The following is a 2,847-nucleotide window of genomic DNA, read 5'->3' on the forward strand; positions in this document are numbered from 1 at the left end:
AAAACCTGGTTGCACCATTTTGCTAGCACTCGTTTCTTATTACTCAGCTGCTATGTATTATACATCAGTAAGAATTTTTAGAGGTGCCCTTTAGTATGTTTTTTTATGAAATACTCAATAATAGAGTAGAGGTGGGTGTTTAATAAATATACAGAAAAACATTTATGATCTAACCTAAAGAGGCAGGCAACATAAGCAACCATGTTTGTGAATGATGCTATAGCCAGTAGTAATAGCAGGTTATTATGTTGTCTGCGTCTTTTAGCCAACTCATTGTTATATTCTTATTTTTCCTCATCACTTCCTGCCTTAAAGGCTTTGCAAGCTGGTTATCTATGTTTCTGTTTACGACAGTATGGATGTTTCATAGCGATTTTTATTGTAACATTTACTCGCTTTAAAACAGCATATATCCCTAATGGTGAGAGTAATAGTGACGAGAGTAAATGACGTATAAAGTTCGCACACCTTTATTTCCTCTTTATCATGATGTGCGCTCCCTCATGGGAGCTATTTCAGGGGTAGAAAAAAAACGCGTCATACAGCTTAATAATGCGATTAAAGAGCAGGTGGGTAGTCCTCAACGAACCGTTGACTGGGGGGATCCTGATAGCTGGATTGTGGATCGGTTAACAGGAGATTCTGCAGGACTTGCTTTGCGAATCTGGCATTTTGGTGATCCTCCTTTAAATCCTAGGCATATGTATGGTGCCTATCTATTTATTAATAATTATGGACTACTGAAGCCTGATCTGGATGGTAAGTATCAAATAACAGCTAAAGGACAAGCTTTTTTAGCAAAGCGGCCAGAACTTCTTAGAGAGTTAGATGGAGCTGAAGGGTTATTGTATATTCTTGAGTTATTATCTGTTAAAGAAAAAGCAAAGACCAGTGAGCTGCTGACAGACTGGCATATCTATTTACAACAAGTGTCTAAAAATAATACTAAAAGTACAGCAAAAGATGCATTGCGACGCCGGTTATTGAATTTAGTGGAGCGACAGCTAGTTGAGCGAGTTGGTAACTATTATCATATCGTGAAACAAGGGCGTGACTGGTTATCAAAAAGCCTGCCTACTTTGCAGGATGATCCAACACGAGAGGTCATTACTGCCTTAAATGCCTATAACGAGAAACAAAAAGAAGCATTGCACCAAGCGTTATGTCAGATGACTCCGCTCCAATTTGAACGGTTAATTGCTGAACTATTGGAAGTGATGGGGTATCAGGATGTTGAATTAACCAAACCCTCTGGTGATTTAGGCGTCGATGTTGTGGCTAATGTACAGGTAGGCATCACGACAGTTCGGGAGGTGGTTCAAGTAAAGCGCATGACTCATACGACACTGACCCGGCCATTTATAGACCAATTACGTGGTGCATTACCTTATCATAAAGCAATACGAGGTACTTTAATTACCCTTGGGCGGTTTGCAAAAAACTGTGCAGAAGCAGCCCTCTTTCCAGGTGCTTCCCCTATAACACTTATAGATGGTGAGCGGCTATTAGAATTGCTTATTGCTCATGAAGTTGGGATTCGAAAACGTAGTATTGAGATGCTTGAAGTGGATTTTGCATTAGTAGAGGAAAGTGAAGAAAATCGAGCACAACTATATGAATTGGTCGATTAGCTTTATCGTTAAATTCATATAAATAAAGTGTACTTTCTGCAGAAGAAAGCACACTGCATATGTCTTATAGTGCGAATGCTAAGACGTTTTTTTGCTTAAGCTTTTACAGCTCACATCGGTGAGTTAACTAGCTCAAAGCTTCGAGGTCCCATAATGGTAATATCTGTCCACTTGATGATGCCAGCATTTTTAGCAAAGTAAATACTGCCTAACCCTGCATCATAGCAGCGATGAGGACCTGTGAAAAAGCTAACTTCAGTGACATCAGTAAAGGTACCAGCTGCCGTAGACATTTTTTTATGATGCTGTTTTATTACAGTACCTGCTGCACAAAGAGATCCTTTGTAAGCGTTGGTTGTGCCAACGTCTTGCGAAAAGTCTACGTAAAGTTTAGCCTTTTGGTTTTCTTCATCCCATACATAAAGTTTGCCATCTTGTTCAGGGCGCAGCCAAACCTTACCTAAGCCTGGAAAACCATTATATAAAAACCAACCATCAGCTTCTCGTTCTACTGAAGCACTCGCATGTTGGCCAGTATAGGATAAATCAACATACTCCATTTTTTTACCAGCAAAGGCAGGCAGATAAGTATCTGCTTGGCTTAAAGCGGGTGTTAAGAGTGTGGCAAGTATCATGGGTGTAAGCTTTACTGATTTAATCATTATATATCCCCCAAGTTGTAATCTATTATTATCGTGATAAAACTATACGACACATAAATTATTATAATTTGATTTGTGTTAAATTGTAATAGTTTAAAACTTTGCAAAAAAATGTGGGTATAAGTAGTTCTATAGCCCTATACCCACCGCAAAGCTTTTTTAGGAAAGATCATCAAGCGATAAAGCTAAACGTGTTATGACAGAGTGTCAGTTACATCTAAAGCTGATTCTGCTTACTGTAATATGGTCAGGTGTTAGAGGTTTACGATCTTTAGTTATTATCTGAAAAGCTAATTTGTCATTTTTATCATCAAGCATTGAAACATCAACGCCTGCTTTAAATGCAAATGTAGCATTGGGTTCTATTTCAGTATCGGTAGGCCCATAGCGAAATACAAAAGGAGGTTGCTCTCTATTAGGAATTGACCATATACGTGGTTTAACTTCATTTGAAAACACTAGATTAACGCGATGCTCGACTTTTATTAGTTTGAAATGACAACCCCTGACCCCAACCTTTGTTTTGCCGAAACAAATTCAAAGGGACAGGGGAT

General features: G+C 38.7%; 2 protein-coding genes. One reads left to right on the forward strand and one right to left on the reverse strand.

Translation table 11 applies throughout. The annotated features are described in order from the left end of the window. The first annotated feature begins 446 nt into the window (after nt 1-446). A complete protein-coding gene (locus F607_RS0126110; RefSeq protein WP_027710355.1) occupies nt 447-1,631 on the forward strand; it encodes a restriction endonuclease in 1,185 nt (394 codons plus the stop codon). A 110-nt stretch (nt 1,632-1,741) separates the two neighbouring features. On the opposite strand, the gene F607_RS0126115 is transcribed toward F607_RS0126110, so the two are convergent. After that, a complete protein-coding gene (locus tag F607_RS0126115) occupies nt 1,742-2,293 on the reverse strand; it encodes a hypothetical protein (protein WP_027710356.1) in 552 nt (183 codons plus the stop codon). Nucleotides 2,294-2,847 lie beyond the last annotated feature (554 nt).

The organism is Zooshikella ganghwensis DSM 15267 (assembly GCF_000428585.1).
Taxonomy (GTDB): domain Bacteria; phylum Pseudomonadota; class Gammaproteobacteria; order Pseudomonadales; family Zooshikellaceae; genus Zooshikella; species Zooshikella ganghwensis.